This window comes from Pseudomonas sp. CCI3.1 (genome assembly GCF_034313985.1).
GTDB classification, from domain to species: domain Bacteria; phylum Pseudomonadota; class Gammaproteobacteria; order Pseudomonadales; family Pseudomonadaceae; genus Aquipseudomonas; species Aquipseudomonas psychrophila.
The window spans coordinates 5166947-5193906 of the sequence record NZ_JAVIWO010000001.1 but is presented as its reverse complement, the minus strand read 5'-3'; the positions used below and the strand labels follow the sequence as shown (position 1 = coordinate 5193906).

Here is a 26960-nt window from a genome sequence, read left to right as displayed (position 1 = left end):
CCAAAATAAGCCATCACAATGGCATCGTCAATAAATTGAACGAAATAGGATTAGTATCTTAGTGAGCACGCAAAAAACCCTGCTTTTAAGCCATTTTATTGACGTTTTCAGGGTTTAAAATTTGGCACCACTCACGTCTCAGGGCTGGCAAACAACTGACCGAACAGCACGGACGTGATGTCGGCAGACGGATGGACAAGGATCAGGACCTAGAGCACGCCGTGTGCCCATTGATCCTTCTACACTGCAGGTAGTTGCTGAAATGAGTGGCAGGGGGACCTGCAAGAAGGAGAACAGCATGTCTGAGCACTTCAAAAACCTCAGGGGGGATACCCCCTTTGGCGCCGCAAGCCCGCAAAGCCAACGAGAACTCGCCGTCGCTGCGGCTTTAACCTTGATTCAGGCGAAGGTACTTAACTCAAGCGGTCCAGGTCAGCTTCAATCAGAGCTGAACCGGCTGAGCACATATGCCGATCAGATTCAGGCCGCACTTGAGGTCAAATAAAGGCCGGTTCTCATAAGGCACATGTAACGGCTGCTCATTTAGATGAGCGGTAACTTTGTGGGCGAAGCCTGCCGCGAAGGCAATCACCCATCGCGCGCAACGCGACAGGACCCTTCGCGAGCAGGCTCGCACATAGCTCAAGTCACACGGAATGTGAGTGAAGGGTCTCGCCTCGGTGGCGAACCTTGTCGACGAATAGAAACAATCAGGTTAAACAACATACAAAGGTATTAACCTGTTGAAGTGATCAGTTTAAAGCTCGTGCATTTCAATCGGGCACTTAACGAATGCTGGTTTTAAACAAGGAAATGCCAACATCATTACAAGGACGCCGTCCAATCAAATAGAATCGATCTTTATATTCAATCAGGCAAGGCTCAGACAGATATGTCCCGACCGTCCTGTCCAAATGGGTAGTTACGTCCAGGCTCGGCGCATTACCTGTCCTCTCCAAAAGTGTTTCGGTCAACACATGTTGATCTGCTTGAGCCAGCGAAGCACAAACAAGGTAATTGTTTCGCGCATAAAGTGCAGGCGAACCCGACACCTTGTAGTGGGGCGATTTATAAATAAACTCCCACTTCCCCGAGAAAAAGTTAAAGAGATGCATACCATCGTCCAACCCTGTAAATGCCACACTCAGTGTGTCACCAAATTGACAGAGGGAAGGACTTCCTTTTATATGCAAGCCCGGAGAATTGATCGTATCCCCCCACTCGAAATTTTGGAAAGCTTTATGGTAGAACTCACCGTTGTAGGTACCCTGCAGGGCTAAATATAAGGTGTCCTTGTAACTTACAGCAGAGGGGGCCTGATCTGTCAGCACGCCTGGGACGGTGCCACCATGTGACCACTCGGTCCCTGAATAGACATGGTAATGCACCGTTTGGTCCCTGACCGTATGAAAACAGAACAGATGCCCGTCATGCACTGTAACGGACGGTCGATGACGCGTTAATCCATTGATCGAAAAATCCTCCTGCCTTTCAACAATCAGCGCTTTATCCGTGCCTTTACTGAACACCAGATGGCTCAACTGTAGATTATTCGTAGTTTTTTCGGTGATGAAAAAGGCATATATTTTATCTTTGAATTCAACGGCCGAGATGCCACTGCAAATGCCTGTGCCCTCGACAGGCATGATGAGCTCCCAGGATTGAGTCCATGTGGGTGCGTGCAAAGAGGCATCATGTTCACCTGACGCTACTACTTCGTTCATTAGTTGTACCTTTGAATACAGACTGATCGCCATAAACATCCCGGACATCCAACATCACAGACGCCTGCCAATCAAACAATTGATTATCTTCATCGCTATTTTAACAATGGCTTGAAGACTCCTGTTCTTGCCACCGTCATCTTATTTATTGGAACAACTCTGCGGTGATACATATGTATACAGCGTCATTGAATGTAGCGAAGCGATGTGGGATCAGCCCTCGGTAATGCCTGCTGACAACACCAGTACACTCGCTAACACGTTCGCAGATCATCACATTCTTGAGGTGATTGAACCTGGAACCCCTGCCCCACCCTGCCCCACCCGTGGCTGATCAAGGCATGAGGTTTGGCGCAACCGCGATATGACTCGAGGCCCAAAACTGACGCCGCAATAGCTTGTTACAGCTTTATCATCCACAGTGGTTGCCAACATAGAACTTGAGGGGTTTTGCCCCCTCTATATTCTCAGGCATCCCTAATGCAGTGGGCGCCCTGATTACTACCCATCGAGGTACATAACATGCGAATGACACTCCCTGTACTTGTTCTAAGCATCCTGGTTGCACAAGGCGCAATGGCTGCTGGCGACGGGACCGCTGCTGTGGGAGGCGGTGTGGGTGGCGCGCTGGGTAATATCGTTGGCCAACAGCTGGGCGGATCCACAGGGGCCGCCGTCGGGGCTGGGGTCGGTGGTGCTGCCGGTAGCGCGATCGGTGCTCCAAGAGGCAGCAAAACCGAAGCAGCCATTGGCGGCGGTATCGGATCGGCCGGCGGCTCAGTCATCGGCAACAGGCTCGGAGGCACCACGGGCTCCACTATCGGCGCGGGTCTTGGTGGTGCAGCTGGCGGGGCGATAGGCAACAATCTGGCCGACGATGGCAGCAAGCACAACTCGGGCGGCAAGCATCACAAGAAAAACAAACACAAGAAGAACAAGCACCGCTAATAAGCGAGGCTCATCACGTGACGAAAGCCCGACTCAGTGTCGGGCTTTTTGATGGCGCTGCAGATGCCGGATCAACCCCTCACCTAGTCGAGATTGCAAAACTCTCCTCTCAACGGCTTCAGATGGCGAGTCCACGCCAGGCCATCAAACTATGCCCTGATTAAATTACGCATTTTTTCCGCGGGCCCTTCTTCAAAAGCCACTCGGTTTTAGCCTTTCATTTCGCCAATCATAACGCTCACTCCGCTTCCTGCAAGGGCCGGTACACGGCACTTATGCCTCCTGAAATGGCGTATTCGGACAGCTTGAAATCATGGTTTTTTTGGATAAATGCCATGCCATTTGAGCATAGGGTAGGCATTTACAGCATTAGACGCCGCTCTCCGGCATTGGAATAGTCGCGCCGCCTGAGCGGGCTGCCAGTGCGCTGCAAGCACAACTTCCAAGGGATCTATCCCGGCGATACCCACAGATTTTTCGATTAATGAATGTTTCTGCTCAGGCTCCTACCTACATCAAACTGAAGTAAAGGTACAAAAAAAATAATATGAAGAAGGCAAAACTTAGCCTCGCCTGGCAGATCCTGATTGGTCTGGTCCTCGGGATTGCAATCGGCGCGCTGCTCAACCATTTCAGTGCTGAAAAGGCCTGGTGGATCAGTAACGTTCTGCAACCTGCCGGCGATATCTTTATCCGTCTGATCAAGATGATCGTAATCCCAATCGTGATTTCTTCACTGGTTGTCGGGATTGCAGGCGTGGGAGATGCGAAGAAACTCGGTCGTATCGGTTTTAAAACCATCATTTACTTCGAGGTGGTCACCACCATCGCGATTTTGGTCGGCCTGGTGCTGGCCAACGTGTTCCAGCCAGGTGCCGGGATCGACATGAGCACCCTGGGCACAGTCGATATCTCGAAATATGCGGCCACTGCGGCTGAAGTCACCCATGAACATGCGTTCATCGAGACCATCCTCAACCTGATCCCGTCGAACATCTTCGCGGCCATGGCTCGCGGTGAAATGCTGCCGATCATCTTCTTCTCGGTACTCTTCGGTCTCGGCTTGTCGAGCCTGAACGCCGAACTGCGCGACCCGCTGGTGAAAACCTTCCAGGGCGTGTCCGAGTCGATGTTCAAAGTCACTCACATGATCATGAACTACGCGCCAATCGGTGTGTTTGCCCTGATCGCCGTGACCGTCGCCAACTTCGGCTTCGCCTCCCTGGTGCCACTGGCCAAGCTGGTGGTGCTGGTTTACGCGGCCATCCTGTTCTTCGCCTTTGCGGTACTGGGCCTGATCGCCAAGCTGTTCGGCTTCTCCGTGATCAAGCTGATGCGCATCTTCAAGGACGAACTGGTACTGGCCTATTCCACCGCCAGCTCCGAAACCGTGCTGCCGCGCGTGATCGAGAAGATGGAAGCCTACGGCGCCCCTAAAGCGATTTGCAGCTTTGTGGTACCGACCGGCTACTCGTTCAACCTTGACGGTTCGACCCTGTATCAAAGTATCGCAGCGATCTTTATCGCTCAGCTGTACGGCATCGACCTGTCGATCAGCCAGCAATTGCTGTTGGTTCTGACCCTGATGGTCACCTCCAAAGGCATCGCCGGTGTACCGGGCGTGTCCTTCGTGGTGCTGCTGGCCACTTTGGGCAGCGTGGGTATCCCGCTTGAAGGCCTGGCCTTTATCGCCGGTGTTGACCGTGTGATGGACATGGCCCGTACGGCCCTGAACGTGATCGGTAACGCCCTGGCGGTACTGGTGATCTCCCGTTGGGAAGGCATGTACGACGACGCCAAGGGCGAGCGCTACTGGAACTCGCTGCCGCACTGGCGCAGCAAAGAACCGCTGCCGGCCGGGGAAGTGTCGAACACCTGAAAAAGTGATCCTCAGGCTTTGTGAGCAGCACAAAACCTGAGGGAGCTGGCTTGAATGCGCTGGCATCAATTAGTCATACCTGAAAGACCACACCGTCTGCATCGCGAGCAAGCCCGCTCCCACAGGGACTTCGCTCGCGCAAATCAATAGCGGCTGACCTAACGCCCTTGATCAAAACGGAACGAGGCACCATAAGCTGACGCCGGTAAATGACTGGCGCCATCTGCCCGCAATCGCGAACGGAACGTACCGCGCTGAGGTTCGGTGCGATACAGGCCACGCTTTTGCAACTCAGGAATGATCAGCTCCACAAAGTCTTCAAGGCTGCCCGGACTGATCAGCGGATTGAGCATGTAGCCGCTGGTACCGCTGATGCGAGCGTGTTCTTCGATCCGGTCTGCCACCTGTTGCGGGGTGCCTACCAGAATCAGGTCACTGCCACGTGTGACGTTGGCAAAGCGCTGTTTGACGTCACCGGCCGTCAGGGGCTTGCCACTCCCATCTGCACGCATCACATAGGACGTCATGCCTTCGGTGTGAGTAGACAGAGCATCACTGTCGGCGTAACGGCTAATGTCGATTCCGGTATCACCCGCATAGCTGACCAGTTGCGCCTGCACGTGGTAATTGCTTTGCAGCTCGTCATATTTGCGCTGAGCTTCGATTTCCGTTTTGGCGGTCACAATACGCAGCACTGTCAGCGACTTTACATCTTCGGCCGGGCGACCGAGCGCCTGGGCCTGGGCCCAGATCTCCTCCAGCCCCTGGCGAATTTCATGAGGGTTGGACTTGGCAATAAAGATCAATTCGGCGTGCTTGGCCGCAAATGCCCGGCCACGGCCTGACCAGCCAGCCTGGATCAGCAGCGGCGTTCGCTGCGGCGACGGGGACGTCAAATGCGGACCCGCCACCCGATAATGTTCGCCCACGTGATTGATCGGCCGAATGCGATCACCACGGGCATAAAGCTGGTGCGCCTTGTCGGCAACCACCGCATCATCGGCCCAGCTACCCTCCCACAGCTTATAGGCCACATCGAGAAACTCTTCCGCCCGCTCATAACGATCGTCGTGCTTGATCATCTGCTCCAGACCGAAGTTTCGAGCGGCACTGGACAGGTATGAAGTGACGATATTCCAGCCTATCCGGCCATCCGTCAGATGGTCCAATGTGCTGAAGCGCCGGGCATGGGTAAAGGGGTGCTCGTAGCTGGTGGTCACCGTGACGCCAAAGGCCAGGTTTTCAGTCACCGCAGCCAGTGCCGGGATGATCATCAGCGGGTCATTTGCCGGTGCTTCCACGGCCCATTTCATGGCCGCCTCGGCATTGCCGCCAAACACATCGTAGAAGCCCAGGACATCTCCGAAAAACAGCATGTCCATGTGCGCCTGATCGGCAATACGCGCCAGGTTTGACCAGTAGCCGAGCGAATTGATGCTCAATCGCTCGTCAGCCGGGTGTGTCCACAGGCTTGGCGCACCACCACAGCCAACACTCGCTTGCTCGTAGAGCGCAAACATCAGAGGTTTTGGATCGGACATCTTGATACCTGAAAAGAATAATTAAAGGGGTGGCGTTACCGTTGATTTATGAACCCTTTGCCGTAGTGGCGCTCGAGGCGGTTCTGCACCAGTTCGAGACCAATCGACATCAACCAATAGATAACGGCGGCGGTGGTGAGCATTTCGATGTAGCGATACGACGAACGCCCATAGGACTGCGCCAGGAACATCACTTCCCAAACCCCCATCACCGAAATCAGCGAAGAGTCCTTGAGCATTGAAATGAACTGGCTGGTGGTCGGCGGCAAAATCGTGCGCATGGCTTGCGGCAGGATGATGTGCAGGAATGTCGCCGTCGGCGATAGCCCCAGCGCCATCGCCGCCTGGCGTTGCCCGGGGGCCACAGCCATGATCCCGGCGCGAAAAATCTCGCTGAGGTAAGCGCCATAATTGAGCGACAGAGCAATGATCCCCGCGCTGATTGCCCCCGGAACAATGCCGATCTGGGGCAAGCCCAGGTAGATCAGCAGGATCTGGATCAGCAGCGGCGTGCCGCGAAAAAATGACGCGTAGAAGCTCGCGATCCCAAAGGCCACGGCGCTGCGTGACAGGCGCGCAAGCGCCGTCACAAAGCCGAGCAGCAAGGACAACCAGATCGAACAAAAGCACAGGAACAACGTCAGTGCCGCGCCTTGCAGGAAACCGTTCGGGCCCAGGTGCAGGCCCATCAGGTTCGGCAATTTATCCAGAATGATCGACAGCTTCAGGTCGAAGCTCATGAAGAACATGACGCACAACGCGAACAGCACCGCCCACGTCAGATAGAGCCGGGTGCGAAAGCCAAACAGTTGGCTCAAACGACGGGGCTCGACCTTGGCTGTTGAACGTGTCTTCGTGGAGTGTGAGTTGTGGGCTGTCATTGGCTGATATCGGAGCCGATCCACTTCTGCGAAATCTTGCTCAGGGTGCCGTCAGCCTTGAGTTGAGCAATGGTCTCAGTCACCTTGGCACTCCACTGCGGATCGCCCTTTTCAATCGCGACCACGTTGGGTTCTGCGTAGAGCGCGGGGCCTGCGATCTTGAAGCGCGGATCCTGGGCAATCCGTTCACGGGCCGTGATCAGGTTGGTGACCATCGCATCCAGACGCACCCCGCTGCCCAAGGCCAGGTCCTGGAACGCCACGGTTTCATTGTCGTACGGGGCAATCTGGACATGCTCGAACGGGTAGCTCAACGGCTTGTCTTCGGCGCCTTCAATCACCAGGTCTTTATTTAAATAGGCTTCGTAGGTGGAGGCGCTGATCACGCCGACTTTTTTCCCGGACAAATCCTTGCCTTCAACGATGTCGTTGTCCTTGGCGTTCACCACGATCACTGCTGGCGACTGGTAATACTCGACCGGAAAGTCGAACACTTCAGCCCGGGCCTTGCTCGGGGTCATCGAGCACACACAAATGTCGTAACGCCCGCTCCAGCGGCCAGCGGCGATCACATCCCAGGACGGTGTTTCCAGCTTGAGCTTGACCCCTAGCCGTTGCGCCACGGCCTTGGCGACATCCACGTCAAACCCGTCCAGTTGGTTCTGATCATTGAGAAAGGAAAATGGCGGATAGCTCTCCATCAGCACGCCCGTCATCTCCCCTTTTTGGGTTACACGATCCAGGGTGGGACCGGCAAAAGCCGTGGCACAGGTCGCAAGCAGTGCGAAGCCGAGAGGGAAGAGCGCCATAGTTTTCAAAGACCAATACTCCAATCATTTCAAAGTCATTTGAATAGATTAAAACGTACTATAAATCTCATTTGTACGTGTTTTATGGAATAAAAACCTCGCTTCGAGCTATATCGGGCACACACCGAAAGCCTCGCCAAACGGGCTTCCCACTTCGAGGCTTATCTGAGGGGTTAAACCAGACCGGGACGACCCTTTGCTTTGGCTTGTGACCGCGATATTCGCAACACGGATTCAACTTCCCTCGCGGTGCTATTGCATAACCGTCAAAGTCCGGTAGAACCTTGATGATCAGCGCAAGAACGTGCAGAGACTTGCCACCGATTTCGGCAATTGAAGGAAAAGCATTATGGATATGGAAAAACTAAAGACGTTGTTGAAACCCTGGCTCTCGGCAGAGACATGGCACAGCGGGGATCCATTGGACGATCAACGCTTTCACCTGGCGTTAAAAAGCGCTTTCGATGAGTTCGGTGTACACATCAGTTCAGATGACTTTCAGCAGGCCATTGTGCTGTGCCTGCATGAGTACCGACCCAGGGATGTCACGTCATTTGAAAACGATGTCGAAGAGTTCGCGCAACGCGGCGAAGACATCGCCAGCTACCTGACCGACCTCAAGCCACATTGATTCTCCCGTCTGTTCACTGTGCCAGTCGCTCCCGGCACATCGCCGGGAGGTCACACCTCCAAGGCTCGGCGTGGGCAAATCGCTCATTGCCTTTTGTGAAAGCGCCGGCCACAAGCGTGGCATGCAGGCCGTGCAGCTTTATACCAATGAGATGATGGCCGACAATCTGTTGGTCTACCCCAGACTTGGGTATGCAAACGTTGGGCAACGCACTGAAGACGGCTTCAAGCGCGTCTATTTCGAGAAGTTGCTCACGCCGCCAGACTTGATCTGATTTGTGCGGCAGCAAACGATCAGGGATTCAAATAACTGTTTCGCGGGACACTGACATTGGAATTAAGACAGCTGCGCTATTTCGTCAAAATCATCGAACATGGCAGTCTCGGGCGTGCGGCACTGGAACTGGACGTTGGGGTGTCAGCCCTCAGCCAGCAGATCTCAAAGCTCGAAAGCGAGCTGTGCACCCGCCTTCTTAATCGCACCACCACTGGCGTGACGCCGACAAGCGCCGGCCTTGGTTTTTTACACCACGCCCAACTGACACTGCGCCAAGCCGAAAACGCCATTATGGCGGCCCATCGCGGGCGAATGAGTGGCTACGTGAGCGTGGGCCTGCCACCCACCACCGCCACAGTGCTCGCCCTGCCGTTGATCAACGCAATGCGTGCCCGGTATCCAGACATACAACTGCACCTCGTAGAAATGCTCTCCGGGCACCTGGCTGCACAGCTCAACGCCAGACAAATTGACCTGGCCATTCTGTTCCAGCTCGAAGGCGGTAAACGCTGGAGCGTGACTCCCCTGCTGGACGAAAAGCTGTTTGTCATTGCCTCCCCCACTCTGCCCCAAGCGCCTTGTGGTGACAGCGTGCAGCTGGCAGACCTTGGTGGCTTGCCGCTGGTCATGCCCAGTGCGCAGCACGGTTTGCGTACGGCCTTGGTGAGCGCGTTCGAGCGGGTCGGTTTAACACCCAATGTCATCATGGAAGTGGACGGACTCGCCGTTCTGATGAACGCCGTCCGGGCCGGTCATGCTGCGACCATTCAACCGGGAGCCGCAGCGGCATTGAAAGACGAGTCCGGACTCTCACTGGTCAGAATTGCCGATCCCCATGTGGGACGACGCAACCTTCTGGCCACATTGGCTGACGACGAATTGTCGCCGGCTGCGCTGGCAACCCGGTTGGTCATGGTCGACGTAGCGCGGCAACTGGTTGTCGACAAACAGTGGCCGGGAGCAACGTGGATTGAGGAACAGGACGCTTAATCCCGGGTTCAGCCTCAAGTTGAGCGGTATCGTGTAAAGGCCAAGCCTTTAGCAAAACTAAACACCCCGCGTCAAAAGCAGCCTTTCGGCCCTCCCCCCCCGCCTCTATCGTGCCCTCAACTCGCAAGGAGCACTTCGTTCCCGCCTCCTTGCAAATCGAGGAGCGATAATGATCGATGTTTTAATCGTGGGGGGTGGCAACGCAGCCTTGTGCGCCGCTCTAATGGCGCGAGAAGCTGGCGCCAGCGTGATGCTGTTGGAAGCCTCTGCGAAAATCTGGCGCGGGGGTAACTCACAACACACCCGCAACTTGCGCTGCATGCACGATGAGCCGCAGGACGTGCTGATCGATGCCTACCCGGAAGAAGAGTACTGGCAAGATCTTTTGAAAGTCACCGGCGGTATTACGGATGAGAAACTCGCGCGCATCGCTATCCGCGCATCGTCCACCTGTCGCGACTGGATGCGCGCTCACGGCGTGCATTTTCAGCCCCCATTGTCTGGCGCACTGCATGTGGCGCGTACCAATGCTTTTTTCATGGGTGGCGGCAAAGCATTGATCAATGCGTACTACCGCAGTGCCGAACGCCTGGGTGTAAAAATCCGCTACAACGCTCAAGTGACCGACATTGAGCTGGACGACGACAAGTTCGTCGCAGCCCACATTGGCGAGCACCTGGTTGATGGCCAGCCTATGGCGGCTGAACGCATTGAAGCCCGGGCCTGCGTGTTGGCCAGCGGTGGTTTCGAGTCCAACCGTGAGTGGCTCCGCGAAGCGTGGGGCCAGAACGAACGCGGTGAGTGGCCGTCCGATAACTTCCTGATCCGTGGAACCCGATTCAATACCGGCGTTGTGCTCCGGCGCATGCTTGATCTGGGCGCTGATGTGATCGGCGATCCGACCCAGGCCCACATGGTAGCAATTGATGCCCGCGCGCCCCTGTACGACGGCGGCATCTGCACACGTATCGACTGCGTTTCGCTTGGGGTGGTAGTCAATCGTGATGGCGAACGCTTTTATGACGAGGGCGAGGATTTCTGGCCTAAGCGCTATGCGATCTGGGGGCGCCTGGTCGCCAGACAACCAGGCCAGCAGGCTTACTCGATCATCGATCAACAAGCCATCGGCCGCTTCATGCCGCCCGTATTCCCCGGAACCACAGCCAATACTCTGCAGGACCTGGCCCGCCAACTGAACCTGCCTCAAGAGCAATTCGTCAAGACCGTCGAGGACTACAACAACGCCTGTTGCGTCGGCACGTTCGACCACACCGCGCTGGACGACTGTCACACCCAAGGGCTGACACCTGCCAAGACCCATTGGGCAAGGCCGCTGGTCAAACCACCTTTCTATGCCTACCCGCTGAAACCGGGTGTCACGTTCACCTACCTGGGCCTTGCAACCGACCACACCGCCGCCGTGCATTTCAACGGCAAGGCGAGCCCCAACCTGTTCGTAGCCGGAGAAATGATGGCCGGAAATGTTCTGGGCAAGGGATACACCGCCGGCATAGGCATGGCCATCGGCACTGCGTTCGGCCGTATTGCCGGTGTGCAAGCGGCGGCCTCGGTGGGCTTTGGCGCTTCATCTGCGAACACGGAGTCTCGACATGCAACTGTTTGATCCCAACGCGTCGGGCGAGCTGATCCCGGTCCTGAACCTTGACGAAAGTGAAGTCCAGCGGCAGATGACCATCTGCAATGCCTGCCGTTACTGCGAAGGCTTCTGCGCGGTTTTTCCGGCAATGACACGGCGCCTGGAGTTCACTCAGGCGGATATTCATTACCTGGCAAACCTGTGCCACAACTGCGGCGCATGCCTGCACGCCTGCCAATACGCCGCCCCCCATGAGTTCGAGGTCAATGTCCCGAAAGCCATGGCCAAAGTGCGGCTTGATACCTACGCCGAATACGCGTGGCCACGGGCGATGGGCAAGTTGTATCAGCGCAACGGGTTGACACTGGCGCTGGCATCCGGAGCGGGCCTGGCACTGTTTTTATGCCTGACACTGATGATCATGGGCAACCTGTTCACCGCGATCCCTGGAGGCAACTTCTACGGGATTTTCCCGCACAACACCCTGGCGCTAATGTTTGGCGCAGTGTTCGGTTTTGCGGTACTTGCGCTGACCCTGGGAGTACGGCGCTTCTGGCACAACATCTCACCGCCTGCAGCCTCCCTGCCGTTAAAAACCTCAGCGGCGCTGGAGGCGACGGCCAACGTTGCTCAACTCAAATACCTGGACGGCGGTCATGGTCAGGGCTGCAACAACGCCGACGATACATTTACCTTATGGCGCCGCCGGTTTCACCACCTCACCTTCTACGGCTTCATGCTGTGCTTCGCAGCAACCGGTGTCGCCACGTTGTATCACTATCTGCTGAAGTGGTCGGCGCCTTACCCGGTGTTTAGCCTGCCCGTGATGCTGGGCATTGTCGGTGGCATTGGCCTGCTGATCGGTCCCGCAGGTCTCCTTTGGCTGAACCTGCGCCGCAACCCTGCCCACGGTGACGAGAAACAAAAACCCATGGACCTGGGCTTCATCGCCCTGCTGTTTCTGGTGAGCGCAAGCGGCCTGGCGCTCCTGGCGTTTCGCGAAACCAGCGCATTGGGCTTGATGCTGGCTATCCATCTCGGGCTGGTCATGGCGTTTTTCCTGACCATGCCCTACAGCAAGTTTGCCCATGGAATCTTCCGCAGCGCAGCGCTGCTCAAACACGCCATCGAAAAGCGTCAACCCAATCCGATTAACGCCGGCAGCGACTGACGGTCAGGTCACTCATTCCAATAACAATAGTGAGCACAACGGTAGCCATGATGAAAACTACAACGACAACAACCCGCGCCAAGGGGTCAAAACTGGGCGCCATCTTGCGGGTCACCAGCGGCAACTTTCTTGAACAGTTCGACTTCTTCTTGTTCGGGTTTTATGCGACCTACATCTCCCGGACGTTCTTTCCTGCTACCAGCGAATTTGCCTCGCTCATGATGACCTTCGCTGTGTTCGGCTCAGGCTTCCTGATGCGTCCGCTGGGTGCGATTGTGTTGGGGTCTTACATCGACAAGGTGGGCCGTCGCAAAGGTCTCATCGTGACGCTGTCGATCATGGCGGCCGGTACTGTATTAATCGCCCTGGTACCGGGCTATGCCAGTATCGGCATAGCGGCTCCGATTCTGGTGTTGTTGGGCAGGCTGCTACAGGGCTTCTCCGCCGGCGCGGAAATGGGTGGTGTTTCTGTGTATCTCGCGGAAATAGCTACACCGGGGCGCACCGGTTTTTACACCAGTTGGCAATCCGCCAGTCAGCAAGTTGCAATCGTCGTCGCAGCTGCATTGGGCTACACGATCAACGCCACCTTGCAGGCCGCTGAAATCGCCGATTGGGGCTGGCGCATTCCGTTCTTTATTGGCTGCGTGATCATCCCGTTCATTTTCATTATTCGCCGCTCCCTGGAAGAAACCGAAGCCTTCACGGCACGCCACCATCGGCCAACAACCCGCGAGGTTTTTCGCTCGATGCGTGACAACTGGCGTACCGTTCTGGCAGGCGGCTTGCTGGCGTCCATGACCACAACCACGTTCTACCTGATCACGGTTTACACCCCAACGTTTGGCAGAACCGTACTGAACCTGAGCACCACTGACAGCCTGGTGGTGACTCTGCTGGTGGGCATCAGCAACTTTTTCTGGCTGCCTGTGGGCGGCGCACTCTCTGACCGTATCGGGCGTCGGCCTCTGTTGCTGGCGATTTCCTTGCTGTGCATCTTCACCGCCTACCCCGCCATGCACTGGCTGGCGCAAGCCGCCAGCTTCGAACGACTGCTTGCTGTTCTGCTGTACTTCTCATTCTTCTTCGGTATTTACAACGGCGCCATGGTCGCGGCACTGACCGAAGTGATGCCACAAAACGTACGTGTAGTCGGGTTCTCCCTGGCCTTCAGCCTGGCGACTGCGGTGTTTGGCGGTTTCACTCCGGCAATCTCGACCCTGCTTGTTCAGGCCACCGGGGATAAAGCTTCGCCTGCGTACTGGTTGATGTTCGCGGCAGTGTGCGGATTTACAGCGACAACGATTCTTTATCGTCGGCAAAGATCGTTAGCGGTCAGCGTCGTTTAGCACCGGCTCGATGCGTGTCACTCATTCACAGCGGGAGCTGGGTCTGAGTGACATTGGGTCGGTTAGCACGTTTCGTTTCGGGCAGCCGCTTCTCCATCGGCTGATAGACCAACCCTGCGAGCGCCCCCACGCCCCCTGCAAGTGTGAATCCGTAGCTTTCATAGGCGGTTATCGAAGACAGCGATGCATGGACGGTCACTGATTCACCTCTGGCCTGCTCCAGCGCCGCACTCATCCTGGGCAGTATCTACCTTGCCCTTGCGATTAACTCGCCTGCTCCAACGCTGAAAAAGGCTTACATATTCCAATGAAAGCTTATGCCGTGGCGCCAAGTGAATCATGGGCACAGACGCCTCATGGGACTCACGCATTTTGATTGTGCTGCTCAAATAGTTGGGCAATACAGGCATACCCTCCGCTATCAATTCGTCGATAAGCCTGCGGTGCAAACTGGCGCGCCCTACAAACTGGTTGACCACCACGCCCTCGACGACCAACGATTCATTATGGTCAGCCTTCAATTCGGCCACTTGCGCGATGACGCTGTAAAGCGCCTGACGGGAAAATTTGTCGCAATCGAAGGGAATCAACACACGGTCGGCGGCGATCAGCGCACTGTATGAGTAGAAATTAAGCGTGGGCGGCGTATCGATATAAATACGCTCGTAATCCTGCGAAAGCTCGACCAACAAGCGGCGCAGTTTATTGACCTTGAATTTCGACTCGAGCTTTGACTGGAGCTCAGCAAGCTCACCATTAGCCGTGACCAAGTGCAGGTTGTCATAGTGCGTTTCAGTGATTGCGACTCGATTCTTTTTGCTGGCGGGGCCACTGGAGAGGGTTTGCTTGAAAAAATCGGCAATCCCCATAGGGATATCATCACCTGAGAGCCCCGTCAGATAGTGGGTGGCATTAGCCTGATGATCGAGATCCACGAGGAGCGTGCGATAGCCTTCAGCAGCACTGACAGCTGCCAGATTGCAGGCAATGCTGGATTTGCCAACGCCCCCTTTCAGATTGAATACAGCGCGGCGCATAAGACAGATACCCTGAGAAAAACCTCCCCTGATAATAAGAATGAAATATTTCAGTAATGTTTCTACGCGACAAAATGTTTCAAGTTTAAGACAGGCCAGTTTCCATTGCCGGTTCAATGGAAAGCCTCAGGCCAGAGCATGGCATGATTGAACAATCGGCGGGTTCATGGCAGCAAGGCGGGTGAGTCAGCGCGTACGCGCCAAGCTTTCCTGGATCAATCGCCGGGTGCGCGCTCAGCACCTTAGCGCTTGAACTCAACGCAAAACCCAGATCTGGATTGACGGGTTTTACCGATATTTTTTGGAACTTTTTTTGGACGGGTTACATCAAAGCGCCGTTCGATATTTTTATCTACGTCATGGAGACATTCGCGAATGCTTACTGCAAAACTGCTGCGTCACACCTGTGCCCTCGCGCTGTTCAGCGCACCAATGGCAGTGATGGCCGCCCCAAGCACCGACCCCCTCTTCACTATCGGCCTGCTGGGCTCCTACAGCGACTTCAAGTTTGAAGGCGGTCGCGAGTCCGACAAGGAGCATTTGGGCCAAGGCGGTGTGTTCGCTAACTTTGGCAACAAAATGACCGCCGAATCTGGTTTCATCTACCAGATCGGTGGTGAAGCCAAATACAGCAAAAAGAATGACAACAAGCTCAAGGAAGCCCAAGCCGACCTGGACCTGGGCTGGCGTGCCGCGCTGGATGCGCGCAACTTCGTTGACGTGATCGTGGGTGGCGGCTACAGCTGGACCCGTTTCGAGCCTGAGATCAACGATCTGGACACCAAGCTGACCCTCAAATCGCCGTTTGCCAAGGCAGCACTGGGTTACAACCACCAGTTCGACACCTCCACCCTGCGAGTTGAAGTGGGTGCCCGTCACTCCATGGGGGGGCGCGCACGCATTAAGGTCGACGACTTCGGCAGCGACAGCGTCGACATGAAAGACCGTACCAACCCGTACGCGGAAGTTTCGCTACTGATGAACCAGAACGGTGACATGCCGATCAACGCGGGCGTGTACTACACCCGTACCGAGTACAAGATCGACGAAGATTCGCCGGTGGCCGACAACACCAAACTCAAGCGTGACGAGTTCGGCGTGAAGGTCGGTCTGGCGTTCTGATTTTTATAGCAGGCCTCGTATCATCGGGGCCTGCACCCGCCCTCGCACTTTGGCACAGGCCTGACAGGTCAAAAGCGCGATCAGTCCCTGGTCGCCGTAGCCGATAATTCTTTGAGCATGCGCAGAGCCAACCGAGTTCTAGTGAGGCCATGAGCCACGCCGCCGGAACAGGTGGTGGCTTATGCTCCCTTGGCACTACGAGAAGTCGTTTTGCAAATCGCAGACAACAAAAAAGGGCCCACCTTTCGGTGAGCCCTTCTAGACCGCCCAGCAGAGCGGATTTTGTTTGGTAGGCGCGATTGGACTCGAACCAACGACCCCCACCATGTCAAGGTGACCAGATGTAGGCGCTAAGCGTATGATTTGTATAGGTTTTTCTGGATTAATCCATAGTGTGGAATCGCTGAATCAACCTATATAAATCAATAACTTAGCGTTGTATATTCATACAGTAGTCAGGCTAAACTCTGAGGTATTACAGCTGACGGCCAGAGGCGGATTTGCAATCCGAGCAGGAAGTCTTTTAAAACCATGGTCTGTAGCCTGTGCTTCGCGTTCCATTAATAGGCGCTTTACAACAGTCTACTGCCTGCATTCTATCTATGTTCAGTCTTGGGTTATGGACCCAAAAACTACGCGTCCTGCAGCTTTCCCTGACCGTAAAACAACACTTGCACTTTATTTGCTGTGTGGACCTTTATGTACTCTTTCAACAAATCTACGAAGATCACTCAGACGGTCATCATTTAGCGGAATACTTGAAAGTAATTTTGTAACAAATTTCGGTCCGTGCGAACCTATCTCAGGACAAAAATTTTCAATCTCTCCAGCTGGAACCAAATAAACCCCTATACATTCTAGTTTATCTCTAAGCAATTTAAAGTCAGCTTGAGCATTTCCATTCGGTATTCCGCGGGTACCATATTTTTTTACATCATTCCACGACTTCCCTTGTTTCATGGCTTCTATAATATCTCCCTTCGGAAGATCTTCTTCACCTGACTGATTTAGCAGCCCAATTATATCCACCTTAATTTGACTTGCAGTCTTTGGCTTGTTTCCGGATCTGACGGCGGAGTCTAAGCGCCCCCAAACTGGCTCAATTTCGGTCCAGTTTCCACCGAAGGCTTCGACAGTGGATTTAACTAGTGAACGCTCAGAAAGGAAGTCAATATCAAAAACCGCCTTCACAGGAACGCCAATTTTTCTTAGTACGCCTGCAACCCTTGGAATACCGTGTTTTCCACCAGTTGGAACATAAGCTGTGTCTTGCCACTGCTCTCCGGACTTGCTTTCCAAATGGTCGGCAATTGAGTTAATCAATCTGCAATCACTATCATCTTCACAAATTATAGTTTGTTCATGAAACATTCCTTCCAGTGCATTTGAGTAGCGTAGATCTGGTTTTTCCCATAGCTCCTTGATTACGTCGGAGGATGCCTCGGAAACCATATTTTTATCCCCTTCTCGGCGAATCCTAAGAATGCGGACATCTCCGCGCGTACCTTCTAAGAACCCCCTTAAAATGTCGCTGCTATGTGTAGAAACTATCAGCTGCCCTCTGACCTCTGAAGAAAGTGTTTCTCCTAGTCGACGCATTTGTGGCGGATGTAAAAAAGCCTCTGGCTCATCAATTAGAGTAATATCTAGATCTGCAACAATTGCCTCGAAAAGTATACCAGCATAACTTTTCATACCGTCACCCTGCTTATCTAGAAGAGGGTTTTCGCGAACTGCACTTACATAAGCATCACCCACACGATCAGTCCCCTCATGCGACTTAGGCAGCTCACCAACATGAATAGGTAGACGACTTCCTCCTCTGAAGTCAAACATCAAATCCTTGCCAAAAGCGCGACGAAACATCAAGCTAACTTTTCTCATAAGGCCTTCGCTATCGTAAAGAATATGCTGAGGCTTAGTTTTTTGTTCTCCAGGTGAAATACTGGCCTGTTGTTCGCAAATATTTAATCGATCATTTGCTGCAATATTCTGAATAAACCCAGGTCTTATAGCATGTAAAAGATACTCACCATCCCAGTATTGCACATGACTATCATAGAGACTCCAGCTCTTATAACTATAATATCCGTCCTTATATTCAGCCTCCGCATCGAGAAAGTCTTTCAATTGTTGCCCGTCGCCTTCTTTCGAAATCTTCAAGCTAGCAACCACAACCGTTCTTTGGTCCTTACCCGTTTCGCAAATAGATATAATCTCTCTTAGAGAGTGAGATTTTCCGCTATTATTTGGGCCCACTAAAATTATCTTTTCATTTGGTTTTAACTCATAGACATCACCACCAGAAAATGTAATTTGCGATATTGATGCTGTAGGTCTTTTCATAATCTATTACTCCGCTGACTCACCAGCATTAACGCACATTAAATACTGCGCTTATAATCAACAATAAAAACTGCAACACCAAAACCATAACTTCAACTAAAGTGCATAACAACCATACTACTTTATCGGGATTTTTTTGTTTTCGAAAGTTAACTGTAGCCGATTGCAGACGGTAGTTGCTCCCCCTAAAAGCTCTACTCCTTTCTCCCTAGTGCCAGCCTGGTTTAACACCAACCCCATCTTACCTGCATGATACCTGCCACAGTTGCTGAATCTTTGTCGTATAACTCTGACTCATCATCTCTCGTCTCATCCCCCAATCGTGGTTGCTCGGCACACTCGCTGCACGCAGCGTTCACCTTCCCCAGCGGCCATTGATTTCATCCAACACAGCCATGACCCGGGATGCCTCTGCCGGCTGATTTACTACAAACAGATCATCCGAAAACTCACCAGGCTGTCGAAGGTCTAGCCTTAGAGTGCTGTCAGTCGACTGAAGATTTTTAATGGTTTCCAGTAAGTAAGGCTGTTGGTAGCATTTATAATCAAGGGCCATCGCTATTAATGCCAAAAATATAACTACCTTACGAATCCTTGTCACTTTTAAGAATCCCCATTAGAGCCTCAGTATCAAACTTAGAAGTCGGTATGGGTTCAAAATCAAACGCACCACGATCAAAACTAAAATCTAACAATTTATAACCACTATTTAACGATTCCTTCTTGAGTACTTTTGAAACTTTATTAATAGCCCCTACGAGCTCTAAAATCGTCTCATCCAAAACTTCAAATGTAGCCAGCGTCACCTCGTGCAGAGCCATTACTCGAGCTTCCCCGATTAAATCACGGATCGCATGTAGCGAGAGACCTCTATCAGCATACTTAACGCTATCTTGAATTATATCCCAGCTTTCCCTGACCAAAGCATTACGATTAGCCAAGTTAACAAAACATGCCCTATAGAGGCCGTCCACCATAAAAACCGAGTTCAACGACTCATCGTCACCTGCCGCAACAAAAACATCAATCAGCACCGGATCCAATTTCTCAAGATTATGAGGTTCTGCGGGGATTTGCTGCACCGATAGAAAATTATAATCACTACAGTACGGAATTATATTATGCTTTTTTATAGACCCCAACTCATTAAGCTTATGATGCAATTGCATTGAGGACTTATACACTAGAGAGAAGTCCTCCTTAGTTTTTTTATCACGCTCATTCTTTTGATTCAAAAAGTATGCGCAGCAAGCACCAATAATTGCCCCCCCAAAACCAGCGGAAATAGGCCCTCCAACATCTTTCATAAGGAACAGCAAATCAGGACTTATTGTTGCACCAACAACTTGAAAGTAGGAGACCAGCAACAACGTAAAAAGCACTGTCAGCACTACCCCTAAGACCACACCCATAACAAAAAAAAACTTCATCAGAAGCGCTCTTTAGATATCTATTACAAACATGATAACTTTAGTATGAAAAAATAGCGCTAATTTTTTCCACATAAGCTTGACATGCTGCAAGAGCAATCAATCCTTTATCGCCGTCGCCTGTGATGCGGATAATTCGTTGAGCATGCGCTGGGTCAAGTTGGGCTCTATGGGCTCCATAAACCACGCCGCCGGCGCGGGTGGCGGATTGCACTGCGTCACAACCAGTTGCGGCGTCGAGTTGGACTGACAGCCGCAGGTCAGCAGTAGCAAGGCGATCACGCAGTCGTGCCTGTTTCGTTTTCTCATCAGTAAGGGCTCGGTAATGGGATTGATCACTAGCTGCAAGCCATTGCTCCAGGGCGAGGCGCTTGCCCTGCTCTGCCAAAATTTGCGCTGAGTTGGCATTGGCCAGATGGGTGCGCTCGGTTTGGTGTGCCGCTTCCTTGGCGGCCAGTTGCTGGCCGTAGGCGTTGGCCTGCCACTCCCATGCTGCCCATGCGCTGCCCGCCATCAGGGCCAAGATGATCAGCAGCGCCCCGCCCCACTTCACCGCATCGATCTTCACGCCAACACCCTGAACGCACGGGCGTACAATGCCTGCCGATCGGTCGCGCCATTCTGGCCACCGTTGATGCGCTGGGTGATCTTGTCGAACTGGCCCTCGTCGGCCAGTGTGTTGATGCCTTTGGTCGCCCAGAACCATGCGGCCGACATACAGGCGTGCTGTGGTTTCTCTAGCAGCTCGGGTTGCTTGATCAGATCAATACCCAGCCCTTCGCCGCAGGCCATGTAGTTAGCCCGGCCGGTGATCTGGATCAGTCCACGCCCCCGGTACTTGAAGCCGTCGCCGACCTCGGTGTTACCCAGGTCTTTGCGGCCTTCGTATTTGGTTTGAGCGACCGTGGGGCCCCAGATTTCTTTGAGGTATTTGAGCTGGCCGGACTCATGGCCAATCTGAGCGATAAATGCGGCTATGCGCTTGGTGCCAACAATCTGGTACCGGTTCATAGCAGTGTTTAAGACAGGAACAAAAACGCCGACAACTGGGCCGGCGTTCGGGAGGATCTGCAGCAATTGCTGCGCAGTGATGGGCATGACTTTCTCCGGGCGAAAAAATACCCGCACTGGCGGGGTTAGGTGTAGCTGGTCCGATCAGCTTGGCCTTTCTGGCCGTAGGCTTGAATCGGGATAGCCTTCGGCGTCCAGCTTCCAGGCTCGCACCTGGGTTCGATAATCACGCCATTGGCGTTCAGTACCCACACACTCCTCGCCATCTTCAATAGCTTCAAGTTGCTCAGCTGCGAACTTGCGCTCCTGCTCTGCCCACTGGACTTCCGCCGCGATTAAAGGAGACAAGCGTGCAGCATCAGCCTCAGCTCTGATATCTGCGGCCTTGCGCAGTTTTGACCAGTCAATATTGCTCATCTACTGGCTCCTTGGTTGTGTCAGCCAAAGGTTTGGGTAGTTCAACGAGACCATTTTTGGTGGTAATGATGGGAGCGGGAAAAGCCTGCAGGGGGCTATAGTTCGCAGGGTTTGGCAGGATCAGAGTCAACTCAAGCTTGCCACTCACTCGAGTTACATCCCCGGCGAAAAACTCTGACTGAATGGCATTTCTTGGCAAGATATCACCTTCCTTAACTAGGGAAAAGTCGAAGAGTTCACCATTCACCAGCAATGAATCGTTTGACCTCTCATAAGTGACTAGATCATCTCTCCGCTGAGGACTTAATGTAATTTTCATTATTTCCACCTTCCCATTGATTGAAAGGAAACCACATAAGACAGGGATGTAATACTTCCGTATACAAAGGACGGATGTGAAGCAGATGGACTAACCCCCATATTCACTCCCGAGTGATACCAGTTCACGCCATTGTTGTAATGCTGCATAGCACAGTAAAGCAGACCTCCCGCACCATTAATGCCTACATAAAAACCAAATGAAACAGTGGTCTGTACATTACCAGACCCGCCCAAGAACGGCGCTGGCTGTTGACTTCCATCATCCCACGCTGCCGCCTGTCCGGCTAAAGTGGTGACGTTTCTAAGTTGCGCACCCCACGTCAACATCGTCCCATCTGCGAACTTTATAAAGTTGCCATTAGCGTTGGAGCCTTTTTCAATAATGGCACCGCTAGCCATCGTACCCACCAGATTCGCAACAGCTGCTGACCCTAAACCCAGTCCAGAGCGAGCCAGTTCCTGCGTAGTACCGCCTGTACCGCCTTTCTCAATGGGTACTACGTCGTCGGCCGAACCAAGGCTCTCGACCTCCGCATACAGCTCCTTTGTCATCGCATTGATTTTCATGCTGGCAACCCGCGGCGGATCACCTCCGAAGCCAGAGGGGGGCGTGCCCAAAATAATTTCTTGCCAGGCCATGATGTATATCAACCTATGCTGAATGGAAAAGGAAGGCCACTTGTTCGGATAACGAGAGCCGAAGGCCTGATGTCGGGTATATCTCGAAAGAGAGGGCTTTCCGAAGGTATTGAGCTATTGAGTAACTGACCCCATGTGGTTTCAGCGGAGATTATGAATTCAAACTTAATCCCCCCTACTAACCCCGCACAGCCCTCGGTCAAAGCACATTGGTAGGGCATATTTACGATAACGCGGGCCGCGCATGTCACCGTCCGACTCCAAGGAAGGAAAGCCGCAACCTTGCCCTCTCCAGGAATAGGGATAGTTACTGAGCTTTTAATTATATTTCCTTGTACAGAATTGTACCCTCCTGCATAAGCAGTAACTGACCATCCCGGTATATTGCTGTTAGCCCCTCCTCCTTTACCCGGAGGAGATATATTCGCGATAACATTCAATGGCGCCTGCCTGGAGTTAAACGTAAGGGTTCCATCAGCTTTATAAGTTCTAAGCGCGGGACCAGCGCCTCCATCGCGCATGAGATCAAAGCAATAAAACTTACTATCCAATGATGCACCGCCATAGTAGAAGGTCATCGAGTCGCCAACTACCTTTGTGCCTGCCAAAGCCCCTCCACCTGTTATGAACACAATCGGCGATTTGGCGCCTACAACTGTAAACCCATACATAGCATCAGCAGGGCCTGAGGCAGACCAATTCCCACCCCAGCTGGGATCTTTTTTGCAGGCGCTCGAAGTACAGACATATCTGCTCCAGCTTTCTATATAGGATAGATATCCGCTTTTAACCAAACCGTATGCGATTTTATCAGTATCAAATAGCAGGCTTCCGTCTTCTTTTCTCACAATTAAATTAGCCATCAATAATAGCCATAATAAATTGCGCAATTGGCAGAAAAGAATCCCCAACCGTTTCCCGCATAGGAATATTGCCAGCTTAAAGTCGTGCCATTTAGCGTTACTCCAGGACGCTTTCCTTTCGACCTGTTCATGTCCACAAGTGGCGCCACTGAGAAGTAAGCTGTTTTCCCTGCCGGTGGATGCGGAATTTGAATGGTGCCATTGACCCCGTTAGTGATCACGCTGCCTAAGTTCTGGCTGATGTTGCTGGTCATATCAAGGATGACTTGGCCATCCGTATTTTTGATGGTTAATCCTGTCATATCATAGACTCAGATCGATGGCAGTCACACCATTGGGGTGATACATGCGAATTGAAGTGCTGGTTTGGACCATTCGCCCACCACTGCTGCTTGTGCCGTTATTTTCAAAGGTGCCATCCTTGCCCAAATGCCAGCCTGTCAGACCTGCCACCCATCCTGTTGAGCTGAGGTCGCCGACCTTGGCATTGGTGATCGTGCCGTCCTGAATAAACGCAGAGCCCATGAACACCTGCCCGTTTTCAACCACGAACGGTGTAAAAACCTCCCCACCCGCCAGCGCACCCACCACCGCAAAGCGATCCGCACTAACCAGAAACTGGCTCTGCAAAACACCTTCAGCGTTGGTTTCGATGCCCAGCCCGATACCGGCCGTGACCAATTGTCCGCTGGCATTGACCAGCATCTTGACCGACCACATGGCACTGGCCTTGCCTTCGAACTCAGCCTGGGCCTTGCTGACGACTTCAACGGCGGCAGATGTTTCCCCCACCTCAGCCTGAACCCGGTCGGTACGCACGGCCTGGGCAAAGTCGCGCTCGGCAATCACTGACATCAACGACTCTGCGCCAGCCGATGCACGCTCATCCCCTGCGCTGCCGTTCTCGTCGCCCGCAGAACCGGAGTCGATTAACGCATACACACCATCGACTTTCTCAGCCGTTGCCGTGACTTTGCCGTCAAGTGTTTCTACGGTGCTGGTAAGTGAACTCAAGCCGCTGGCCGTGGCTTCTAACCCTGTTTCAGGGTCAGTGACCTTGGCGTCAATTGCGCTGATCTGCTTGCCTTGAGCTGTGATCTTGCCGTCCTGTTCGATGATACTTGCCGAGTTCTTCTGTACCTGCAGCACCAAGGCATTGGTGGTTTCGGCCAGAGTGCCCATGTCGAGCCAGTACGTGGCGTCAGGTGGTGGATGGCCGGTGGTGGCTGCGATCGCCTGAAACAGCCGATTGCCCAGCCGCACGACTTCGCCCGAGGCATAGGCCTTGGTGTTGTCGTACTCCAGCGCTTCGGTGATTTCACCGATCAGCCCTTCCAGTTCCTTTTTGGCTTCATTGAGACGGTCATTCACGGAGCCTGAGCCGTCGCCATCAATCAGCTCGATTCGATCCAGCAGCTCCTTGCCCAGCTCGGTTTCGCCAATCTTCCCTGCGATCAACTCCAGCACCGGCCCAGCCTCAGCACTGGCCTGTCCCATCACTCCGTTTATCTCAGGGAAGAACGGCCCGATATTGCCGGTGCGGTCTACCAGACGCGCCCAGAAGAAGAACTGCGCGCCCGCAGCCAAGCTTTGCAGGCGGTGATCGTTCTGCGGATAGGCCAGATCCGATAGCTTGGTGGCGCTCTCCAGGCTGTTAAATGGGCTGTACCATATTTCGGTGCGCTGGGTGTCTCCTGCACCCGGCGGAAAGCCCCACTTAAGACCGATTTCGAATAGTTTGCTGTGGGTGGTTAGGTGAGTCACCGCCGGCGGCAAACCCACTTTGCCCGCCAGTAGCACTTCCATGCTGCTACCCCAAACCGAGGCCACGCCCAAGGCGTTTACGGCGCTGACACGGGCAATGTAGCGCCCGCTGTAGACACCTTCGACTTCGGAACCCAGGGTGCCGTTTGACGGCAATCTGATCCAGCTGCCGCTGTCCTTGCGCCATTCGACGTTGTAGGAAACGGCTCCCTTCGATGCATCCCAGCTGATGCGCATGGTGGTGACTGCAAGCCCTTGGGCAATGCTACTGCGGGCTTCGATCTGGATGTTTTCAGGGGGGCTCATTACGCCAGGCGGGATGATGCTGATCGGTTGTGGATCGATACGGGCGCCATTGTCGATGGCGTCGTATTTGCCCGGCTCATGCTGTACAGCCTTTATTTCAAACTGGTGCAGGCCCTGGGGCTCGATGGTTTGCACCCGAAAACGCATCACGGCCAGGTCGGCGCTTTCAACCGACCAGCTGCTTTGGGGCTGCGGCAGCTCTGAATAGTCAGCCAGCAGCGTAACCTCATGTCCGGCCACTGATTTGACGATCCGGCCCTCGGTCTTGCCACTGGGCAGGTTGAGGATCAGGCGGTCTTCAGGCTGGATCTGCACGGCAAGGTCGAGGGTAATCACCCGTTTGGTGGCTGCGCGAATTCGCCCGCCACTGACTCGCCCGGAAAACAGTTCGTCAGCGATGCTGATGATTTGCCCGGGCTCGACGTTGCGCCCTTCCATGCCGGTGGTAAAACCCACCGTCCAGCTCTCATATTGCTCGGTTTTCAGCAGCCACACACCGTGGCGCATGGCCTGACCCTGGGAGGTGCAGCCAAAGGCCGAGATATCTTTTTGGCGGTGGCCAAGGATGCCGATCAATTCTTCGTTGGTGACCGGTACCGGTTCGGTTTTGAAGTCGTTGGCCGGGTTGTCGTAGCTGACTTTGACCCGCGTGTGCCGGTCTGGCCAGGCCACGGCGCCATACTCAAATTCGCCGATGATATTGGAGCGGGTAAACACGTAGCCGTCTTCGTTGCCCGGGATATCAGCCACCATTGTGACCATCGAGCCATTCCAGCAGCTGCTGCCACGAAACACGCTCGCCAGATCGGACAGCAGTGCGTAGCCCTCAACCTGATCCTGAATGTAGACGTTGGTGGTCATGCGCGGCTCAAGCCCGCCCAGGCCATCCTTCACCATGACATCGCAATAGCGACCAATCTCGTACAGGGTCCACTTGTCGACCATATCCGGGGAGATGCGACGACCCAGGCCATAACGTCGATGCAATAACAGGTCATACCAAATCCAGGCCGGGTTGTTGGTGTACGCCTGTTTAAAGGTGCCATCCCAGCTGCTGTTGTAGGTGCGGGTTTCGGGGTCGTAGTTATTCGGTACCCGAATGATGCGCCCACGAGCGCGCAGGCTGAATTTGGGGATGTTCTGGAACTGCGAGGCGTCGAAGCGCAGCGCGCCCAGTGCCAGATTTGGGTAGCGCAGCTTGGCGTCGATCACCTCGGTCAGCGCCTTGATGCGCATGGTGTCGGCCCAGTTCACATCGTTGCGGTTGGCCGTCAACCGGCGCACACGCACCAGCGCCGAGGTAAAACCTTCGGGCAGGTCTACCCGGTGGCTGCGTTCGTACTCGGTGGTGCCTTTGTCCGCGAGGGTGGCATTGAGATAGGGCTGAAAACTGCCGCCATCCACTGACAGCTCGATGACGTAATCAATCCTGTACCCCACCTGGTCGCCGTTGGTTTTTACTTCCCAGATTTGTGGCCAGGCCAGACGGATGCGTACCGCCGACAACTGCGGATCGGTAATGGCCCGTGTCCAGGGTGCATCCGAGCGCAGTTCAACCGGGAAGCCCTGGGTGATCTCGTTTTCAATGGCCGGGAAGCCCGCGATGTGCTCTTGATCGACAGTGCCCGGGCTAAAGTCCCAACTCGCACCGGGGAAGTTTTCACCGCCGTCCGGCCCACGCATCGGCGTGCCGTCGAGCTTGACCGACTCCAGGCCATTGACCGGGCCGACGATTGGCCCTTCGCTGAGGAAGTACAGCAGGTTGGCATGGGAGATCGACAGCGCGCTGTCGGGGGCCTTGTAGGGCTGTCGTGGCTTGCTCTGGCCACCTTTGGCACCGGAAACGCGGGCAGCCTGATGCCGGCGCTTGCGTGTTGCGACGCGCGCCGTTGAGACTTTGCTCATGTC

General features: G+C 54.0%; 24 protein-coding genes and 3 pseudogenes. 10 read left to right on the top strand and 17 right to left on the bottom strand.

The genetic code is table 11. From position 1 onward, the window contains the following. The first annotated feature begins 298 nt into the window (after positions 1-298). Positions 299-505, top strand: a complete 207-nt coding sequence (locus tag RGV06_RS23980) for a hypothetical protein (protein ID WP_019826094.1) — start codon at positions 299-301, stop codon at positions 503-505. 280 nt (positions 506-785) lie between these two features. On the opposite strand, the gene RGV06_RS23975 is transcribed toward RGV06_RS23980, so the two are convergent. Then, positions 786-1724, bottom strand: coding sequence for a hypothetical protein (locus RGV06_RS23975; protein WP_322151612.1), 939 nt, complete (start codon positions 1722-1724; stop codon positions 786-788). 522 nt (positions 1725-2246) lie between these two features. Here RGV06_RS23975 and RGV06_RS23970 point away from each other — a divergent pair. Then, entirely contained in the window at positions 2247-2672 is a 426-nt protein-coding gene (locus RGV06_RS23970; protein WP_046809258.1) for a hypothetical protein, read from the top strand. Positions 2673-3219: 547 nt separating this feature from the next. Further along, positions 3220-4551 carry a glutamate/aspartate:proton symporter GltP gene (gene gltP, locus RGV06_RS23965; protein ID WP_322151611.1) on the top strand — a complete coding sequence of 444 codons (1332 nt, stop codon included), beginning with the start codon at positions 3220-3222 and terminating at the stop codon, positions 4549-4551. 158 nt (positions 4552-4709) lie between these two features. On the opposite strand, the gene RGV06_RS23960 is transcribed toward gltP, so the two are convergent. Genes RGV06_RS23960 through RGV06_RS23950 form a run of 3 tightly spaced genes read right to left on the bottom strand, consistent with a single transcriptional unit; the run spans position 4710 to position 7782 of the window. Continuing rightward, a complete protein-coding gene (locus RGV06_RS23960; RefSeq protein WP_048352609.1) occupies positions 4710-6092 on the bottom strand; it encodes an LLM class flavin-dependent oxidoreductase in 1383 nt (460 codons plus the stop codon). A 35-nt stretch (positions 6093-6127) separates the two neighbouring features. After that, positions 6128-6973 (bottom strand): amino acid ABC transporter permease, encoded by an 846-nt coding sequence (locus RGV06_RS23955; RefSeq protein WP_198821471.1) that lies wholly within the window; start codon positions 6971-6973, stop codon positions 6128-6130. Next, positions 6970-7782, bottom strand: coding sequence for an ABC transporter substrate-binding protein (locus RGV06_RS23950; protein WP_322151949.1), 813 nt, complete (start codon positions 7780-7782; stop codon positions 6970-6972). The genes RGV06_RS23955 and RGV06_RS23950 overlap by 4 nt, the downstream gene beginning before the upstream one ends. A 349-nt stretch (positions 7783-8131) precedes the next feature. Between RGV06_RS23950 and RGV06_RS23945 the strand changes: the two genes are divergently transcribed. The 6 genes from RGV06_RS23945 (at position 8132) to RGV06_RS23920 (ending at position 13796) form a co-directional block, all read left to right on the top strand. Further along, the gene (locus tag RGV06_RS23945; RefSeq protein WP_019825411.1) at positions 8132-8413 is read left to right on the top strand and encodes a hypothetical protein; all 282 of its coding nucleotides are present in this window, start codon (positions 8132-8134) and stop codon (positions 8411-8413) included. A gap of 70 nt (positions 8414-8483) precedes the next feature. Further along, a complete protein-coding gene (locus RGV06_RS23940; protein WP_198822690.1) occupies positions 8484-8687 on the top strand; it encodes a hypothetical protein in 204 nt (67 codons plus the stop codon). Between the two features lie 56 nt (positions 8688-8743). After that, complete coding sequence (locus tag RGV06_RS23935) at positions 8744-9679, top strand: LysR substrate-binding domain-containing protein (protein WP_019825415.1); 936 nt, start codon at positions 8744-8746, stop codon at positions 9677-9679. A gap of 169 nt (positions 9680-9848) precedes the next feature. Further along, complete coding sequence (gene tcuA / locus RGV06_RS23930) at positions 9849-11303, top strand: FAD-dependent tricarballylate dehydrogenase TcuA (RefSeq protein ID WP_019825417.1); 1455 nt, start codon at positions 9849-9851, stop codon at positions 11301-11303. After that, the gene (gene tcuB / locus RGV06_RS23925; protein WP_019825419.1) at positions 11290-12447 is read left to right on the top strand and encodes a tricarballylate utilization 4Fe-4S protein TcuB; all 1158 of its coding nucleotides are present in this window, start codon (positions 11290-11292) and stop codon (positions 12445-12447) included. The genes tcuA and tcuB overlap by 14 nt, the downstream gene beginning before the upstream one ends. A 47-nt stretch (positions 12448-12494) precedes the next feature. Next, entirely contained in the window at positions 12495-13796 is a 1302-nt protein-coding gene (locus RGV06_RS23920) for an MFS transporter (protein ID WP_037032257.1), read from the top strand. Between the two features lie 25 nt (positions 13797-13821). On the opposite strand, the pseudogene RGV06_RS23915 reads toward RGV06_RS23920, so the two are convergent. Then, positions 13822-14031: pseudogene (locus tag RGV06_RS23915) on the bottom strand (GNAT family N-acetyltransferase); the annotation flags it as partial. Between the two features lie 55 nt (positions 14032-14086). Further along, a pseudogene (locus RGV06_RS23910) lies at positions 14087-14833 on the bottom strand (ParA family protein); the annotation flags it as partial. 375 nt (positions 14834-15208) lie between these two features. Between RGV06_RS23910 and RGV06_RS23905 the strand changes: the two are divergent. Further along, positions 15209-15955 (top strand): outer membrane beta-barrel protein, encoded by a 747-nt coding sequence (locus RGV06_RS23905; protein WP_019825426.1) that lies wholly within the window; start codon positions 15209-15211, stop codon positions 15953-15955. Positions 15956-16633: 678 nt separating this feature from the next. Here RGV06_RS23905 and RGV06_RS23900 read toward each other — a convergent pair. The 11 genes and pseudogenes from RGV06_RS23900 to RGV06_RS23850 form a co-directional block, all read right to left on the bottom strand. Then, entirely contained in the window at positions 16634-18301 is a 1668-nt protein-coding gene (locus RGV06_RS23900; RefSeq protein WP_322151610.1) for an ATP-dependent nuclease, read from the bottom strand. 241 nt (positions 18302-18542) lie between these two features. Beyond that, positions 18543-18779, bottom strand: a pseudogene (locus RGV06_RS23895) (DUF4113 domain-containing protein); the annotation flags it as partial. A gap of 106 nt (positions 18780-18885) precedes the next feature. Further along, entirely contained in the window at positions 18886-19731 is an 846-nt protein-coding gene (locus RGV06_RS23890; RefSeq protein ID WP_322151609.1) for a hypothetical protein, read from the bottom strand. Positions 19732-19771: 40 nt separating this feature from the next. After that, entirely contained in the window at positions 19772-20299 is a 528-nt protein-coding gene (locus RGV06_RS23885) for a lysis system i-spanin subunit Rz (RefSeq protein WP_322151608.1), read from the bottom strand. Further along, entirely contained in the window at positions 20296-20829 is a 534-nt protein-coding gene (locus RGV06_RS23880) for a glycoside hydrolase family 19 protein (protein ID WP_322151607.1), read from the bottom strand. Before RGV06_RS23880 ends, RGV06_RS23885 begins: the two co-directional genes overlap by 4 nt. 57 nt (positions 20830-20886) lie before the next feature. Beyond that, positions 20887-21159 carry a hypothetical protein gene (locus tag RGV06_RS23875; protein ID WP_322151606.1) on the bottom strand — a complete coding sequence of 91 codons (273 nt, stop codon included), beginning with the start codon at positions 21157-21159 and terminating at the stop codon, positions 20887-20889. Next, a complete protein-coding gene (locus RGV06_RS23870; RefSeq protein WP_322151605.1) occupies positions 21146-21478 on the bottom strand; it encodes a hypothetical protein in 333 nt (110 codons plus the stop codon). The genes RGV06_RS23875 and RGV06_RS23870 overlap by 14 nt, the downstream gene beginning before the upstream one ends. After that, positions 21478-22119 (bottom strand): hypothetical protein, encoded by a 642-nt coding sequence (locus RGV06_RS23865; protein WP_322151604.1) that lies wholly within the window; start codon positions 22117-22119, stop codon positions 21478-21480. Before RGV06_RS23865 ends, RGV06_RS23870 begins: the two co-directional genes overlap by 1 nt. Positions 22120-22127: 8 nt before the next feature. After that, positions 22128-22982, bottom strand: a complete 855-nt coding sequence (locus RGV06_RS23860; protein WP_322151603.1) for a hypothetical protein — start codon at positions 22980-22982, stop codon at positions 22128-22130. Further along, positions 22982-23284 carry a hypothetical protein gene (locus RGV06_RS23855; RefSeq protein WP_322151602.1) on the bottom strand — a complete coding sequence of 101 codons (303 nt, stop codon included), beginning with the start codon at positions 23282-23284 and terminating at the stop codon, positions 22982-22984. Before RGV06_RS23855 ends, RGV06_RS23860 begins: the two co-directional genes overlap by 1 nt. Position 23285: 1 nt before the next feature. Further along, positions 23286-26957, bottom strand: a complete 3672-nt coding sequence (locus RGV06_RS23850; RefSeq protein ID WP_322151601.1) for a phage tail protein — start codon at positions 26955-26957, stop codon at positions 23286-23288. Between the last annotated feature and the right edge of the window lie 3 nt (positions 26958-26960).

Bases quoted from the DNA above. Each gene is read 5' to 3' on its own strand.
- RGV06_RS23865 (WP_322151604.1), bottom strand. From the start codon at position 22,119: ATGGCCTGGCAAGAAATTATTTTGGGCACGCCCCCCTCTGGCTTCGGA.
- RGV06_RS23980 (WP_019826094.1), top strand. From the start codon at position 299: ATGTCTGAGCACTTCAAAAACCTCAGGGGGGATACCCCCTTTGGCGCC.
- RGV06_RS23905 (WP_019825426.1), top strand. From the start codon at position 15,209: ATGCTTACTGCAAAACTGCTGCGTCACACCTGTGCCCTCGCGCTGTTC.
- RGV06_RS23880 (WP_322151607.1), bottom strand. From the start codon at position 20,829: ATGCCCATCACTGCGCAGCAATTGCTGCAGATCCTCCCGAACGCCGGC.
- RGV06_RS23920 (WP_037032257.1), top strand. From the start codon at position 12,495: ATGATGAAAACTACAACGACAACAACCCGCGCCAAGGGGTCAAAACTG.
- RGV06_RS23855 (WP_322151602.1), bottom strand. From the start codon at position 23,284: ATGACAGGATTAACCATCAAAAATACGGATGGCCAAGTCATCCTTGAT.
- gltP (WP_322151611.1), top strand. From the start codon at position 3,220: ATGAAGAAGGCAAAACTTAGCCTCGCCTGGCAGATCCTGATTGGTCTG.
- RGV06_RS23890 (WP_322151609.1), bottom strand. From the start codon at position 19,731: ATGAAGTTTTTTTTTGTTATGGGTGTGGTCTTAGGGGTAGTGCTGACA.
- RGV06_RS23975 (WP_322151612.1), bottom strand. From the start codon at position 1,724: ATGAACGAAGTAGTAGCGTCAGGTGAACATGATGCCTCTTTGCACGCA.
- RGV06_RS23945 (WP_019825411.1), top strand. From the start codon at position 8,132: ATGGATATGGAAAAACTAAAGACGTTGTTGAAACCCTGGCTCTCGGCA.
- RGV06_RS23960 (WP_048352609.1), bottom strand. From the start codon at position 6,092: ATGTCCGATCCAAAACCTCTGATGTTTGCGCTCTACGAGCAAGCGAGT.
- RGV06_RS23875 (WP_322151606.1), bottom strand. From the start codon at position 21,159: ATGAGCAATATTGACTGGTCAAAACTGCGCAAGGCCGCAGATATCAGA.
- RGV06_RS23950 (WP_322151949.1), bottom strand. From the start codon at position 7,782: ATGGCGCTCTTCCCTCTCGGCTTCGCACTGCTTGCGACCTGTGCCACG.
- RGV06_RS23970 (WP_046809258.1), top strand. From the start codon at position 2,247: ATGCGAATGACACTCCCTGTACTTGTTCTAAGCATCCTGGTTGCACAA.
- RGV06_RS23860 (WP_322151603.1), bottom strand. From the start codon at position 22,982: ATGGCTAATTTAATTGTGAGAAAAGAAGACGGAAGCCTGCTATTTGAT.
- RGV06_RS23870 (WP_322151605.1), bottom strand. From the start codon at position 21,478: ATGAAAATTACATTAAGTCCTCAGCGGAGAGATGATCTAGTCACTTAT.
- tcuA (WP_019825417.1), top strand. From the start codon at position 9,849: ATGATCGATGTTTTAATCGTGGGGGGTGGCAACGCAGCCTTGTGCGCC.
- RGV06_RS23850 (WP_322151601.1), bottom strand. From the start codon at position 26,957: ATGAGCAAAGTCTCAACGGCGCGCGTCGCAACACGCAAGCGCCGGCAT.
- RGV06_RS23900 (WP_322151610.1), bottom strand. From the start codon at position 18,301: ATGAAAAGACCTACAGCATCAATATCGCAAATTACATTTTCTGGTGGT.
- RGV06_RS23955 (WP_198821471.1), bottom strand. From the start codon at position 6,973: ATGACAGCCCACAACTCACACTCCACGAAGACACGTTCAACAGCCAAG.
- tcuB (WP_019825419.1), top strand. From the start codon at position 11,290: ATGCAACTGTTTGATCCCAACGCGTCGGGCGAGCTGATCCCGGTCCTG.